Annotated in this window: 3 protein-coding genes; 2 read left to right on the top strand and 1 reads right to left on the bottom strand. The window is 61.9% G+C overall.

Annotation, left to right across the window (positions count from 1 at the left end; translation table 11 throughout):
- Together VF515_04590 and VF515_04585 are read left to right on the top strand one after the other, a co-directional pair.
- Nucleotides 1–1,359, top strand: a 1,359-nt coding sequence (locus VF515_04590) for a hypothetical protein (GenBank protein ID HEX7406913.1), incomplete at its 5' end; no start/stop codon positions are given.
- Nucleotides 1,356–1,934 carry a Zn-ribbon domain-containing OB-fold protein gene (locus tag VF515_04585; GenBank protein ID HEX7406912.1) on the top strand — a complete coding sequence of 193 codons (579 nt, stop codon included), beginning with the start codon at nt 1,356–1,358 and terminating at the stop codon, nt 1,932–1,934. The genes VF515_04590 and VF515_04585, both read left to right, overlap by 4 nt.
- 71 nt (nt 1,935–2,005) lie before the next feature.
- On the opposite strand, the gene rho is transcribed toward VF515_04585, so the two are convergent.
- A partial coding sequence (rho, locus tag VF515_04580) for a transcription termination factor Rho (protein HEX7406911.1) occupies nt 2,006–2,485 on the bottom strand: 480 nt, incomplete at its 5' end.

Genomic DNA, 2,485 nt, shown 5'->3' with positions numbered 1-2,485 from the left:
CAGACAACGATGCCGGTTGCAGCCCACACCCGCACGGAGGTGCGCATGCGTCCTGTCTACATGATCTCGGGTGGCATCACCAAGTTCACCAAGGCCGACCCGCGAAAATCATTCCGTAAGATGGTGAAAGAGGCATTCGATTACTCGATGAACGATTGCCCGCGGCTGACCAAGGATAGGATCGATGGATCGGTGGTCAGCTACTTCAGCGATCACTTCACTCGCCAGTTGATGGCCGGAATCATGGCCGTGGACATGTGCGGGCTGGTGCCCAAGCCCACGATCCGGGTGGAAGGAGGCGGCGCCACCGGCGGACTCTGCTTCCAGGAAGCGTGGCGGCACATCGCGTCCGGCTGGCTGGACTGCGTGGTCGCCATCGGGTTTGAAACCATGTCGCGGGTAAACACCTGGAAGGGGAATGAGTTCATCGCCCTGGCCAGCGACACCAACTTTGATTTTCCGGTGGGCGGTTTTTACAGCGGCTACTACGCCATGATGGTGGTCCGGCACATGCATGAGTTCGGCACCACGCCGAAGCAGTTGGCGCAGGTCAGCGTCAAGAACCACCGCAATGCCCTGAACAACAGGTGGGCTCAGCACCACTACGACCTCACCGTGGAGGACGTGCTCCGCTCTCCGATGGTTGCGTATCCGCTGACGATGCTCGACATCTGCACCATGTCCGACGGCGCTGCCGTCTGCATCCTGGCCAGCGAGAAAGTGGCGGAGAAGGTCTGCGACAACCCGGTCAAGGTGATCGGCGTGGGCCAGGGTTCCGACGCGATGCGCATGTCCGACCGGCCGCACGGCGCGGTGCCCCTGCTCAAGCACGAAGACGCAAGCTGGTACAAGGGCCTGAAGTACCCGGGCGTACACAGCTTCCGCGCCGGACGCATGGCGTCGAAGATGGCGTACGAGCGAGCGGGCATCGAAGATCCGCGCGAGGACGTGGACTTCGTCGAACTGCACGATGCCTACACCTCGAGCGAGATCCAGACGTACGAGGACATGGGCCTCTGCCGCTACGGTGACGGCGGTAAATTCGTCGAGCAAGGCCATGCCGATCTGACGGGCAAGATCCCGGTCAATCCGTCGGGGGGCCTTCTGGCCTGCGGCCATCCCGTGGGCGCCACCGGGCTGATGCAGGCAGTCTTTGCGTTCTGGCAGCTCCAAGGCGCCATCGCCAAGCACAACGCCGGCGATGCCACCATACAAGTGAAGCAGAAACGCGGGCGGGGCAAACGCGGCATGCGGGGCGCAATACACAGCCACGCGGGCACGGGAACTTACGTCACCGTGAGCATTCTCGAAAGTACTTCCACCAACGGCCCGGCGTCCAAGGCCCGGAGGGCACGATGAGCAGAGCAGCAGTCACAAAGAAAAAGGTCGCGGCGAAGCCAACCGCGAAGTCGCCGGCCGGTACGAAGCCGGTCTACGACAAGATCCGCTTGCCGGAGGTTGACACGGGCGCAGTGGTGTTCTGTACCGACCCGCTGCTGGTCAAGGAGCGCTACACCGTCGACTACCTCAACAGCTATGCGGAAGACACACCCTTTTTCACCGGGCTGGCCCAAGGCAAGCTGATGGGCAGCGAGTGCAAGAGGTGCGGATATCGCTTCGCTACGCCGCGCGCTTACTGCATGGAGTGCGGCGCCGAGACGCGCTGGTACGAACTGCCCCTCGAAGGGCGCGTCCACACCTGGACAACGTGCTACTTCGGCTCGGAAAGCTTCTTGAAGGAAACGCCGTTCAACCTGGCGCTGATCGAGTTCGATGGCGTCAATACCCTGCTGCTGACGCGCCTGGTCGGGCTCACCGAAAAGGAGATCAAGGTGGGCATGCCGGTGCGGGCGAAGTTCCGCCGCCTGGCACAGTTCAAGCCCACGGACGTTTACTTTATTCCGAAGACGAAGGCGGGGAAGGCAGTCGCGTAGTTCCGTTCGGGATGTCAGCGGAAAAGCAAAGCCCGGTCGCGAGGACCGGGCTTTTTCCTTGCGCCTTACGCCTAGAGACTGCTCATGTTCGACAGGAACGTGCCGTTATTCGGCGTTTTGCTGAGCTTGTCGATGAGCAGTTCCATCGCTTCGACCGGCGACAGCGGGTTGAGCACCTTGCGGAGCACCCAGATGCGCTGCAGGTCTTCCTTGGGGATGATGAGCTCTTCCTTGCGGGTGCCGGAGCGCTGGATGTCGATGGCCGGGAAGACGCGCTTGTCGGACAGCTTGCGGTCCAAAATAATTTCGCAGTTGCCCGTGCCCTTGAACTCTTCAAAGATCACGTCGTCCATGCGCGAGCCGGTATCGATGAGCGCGGTGGCGATGATGGTCAGCGAGCCGCCCTCTTCGATGTTGCGCGCCGCGCCGAAGAAACGTTTGGGGCGATGCAGCGCATTGGCGTCCACACCGCCGGTCAACACCTTGCCGGAAGAGGGCACCACGGTGTTGTAAGCGCGCGCCAGACGGGTGATGGAATCGAGCAGGATCAC

The sequence above is a fragment of the Candidatus Binatia bacterium genome (genome assembly GCA_036382395.1).
Classification (GTDB): domain Bacteria; phylum Desulfobacterota; class Binatia; order HRBIN30; family HRBIN30; genus JAGDMS01.
This window is presented reverse-complemented; position numbering and strand designations above follow the sequence as displayed.